At 64.4% G+C, this 371-nt stretch carries 1 pseudogene; it reads left to right on the top strand.

What is annotated here, in order from left to right:
* Nucleotides 1-268, top strand: a pseudogene (locus KTN05_RS17925) (GTPase RsgA); the annotation flags it as partial.
* Nucleotides 269-371: the final 103 nt, after the last annotated feature.

The following is a 371-nucleotide window of genomic DNA, read 5'->3' as shown; positions in this document are numbered from 1 at the left end:
TCGGACGCTGCATGTCAGCGATATCTCCGTGGGTCTGGACCTGCTGTTCGCCGAGATCGCCGAGCTTGCGCCCCTCTGCCGCTTCGGGAACTGCACCCACTCCCATGAGCCGGGATGCGCAGTCCAGGCGGCAGTCGCCGCCGGAACGCTGGACCCGGTGCGGGTCGATCGCTGGCGCAAGCTTCTTAAGGAAAACCGGAGCAACACCCCCATCCAAGCCGGGCCGCGCGGCAAAAAGACCTCGAAACCGCCGGGCAGACACCGCTGAAGGTCTTGGCCTGTGAACATCGGCACAGAGCTGGCTGTCGGTGGTATCTAACGCTGGACAGCAGTGCTCCTGAGAGCCGACGCTTGGGCTGGTTGCCGAAATC

Origin of the sequence: Paracoccus sp. Z118, from assembly GCF_019061185.1 — a bacterium.
In the GTDB taxonomy this organism is placed as follows: domain Bacteria; phylum Pseudomonadota; class Alphaproteobacteria; order Rhodobacterales; family Rhodobacteraceae; genus Paracoccus.
The sequence above is the reverse complement of the archived record's forward strand: the minus strand, read 5'-3'. Positions and strand labels throughout refer to the sequence as shown.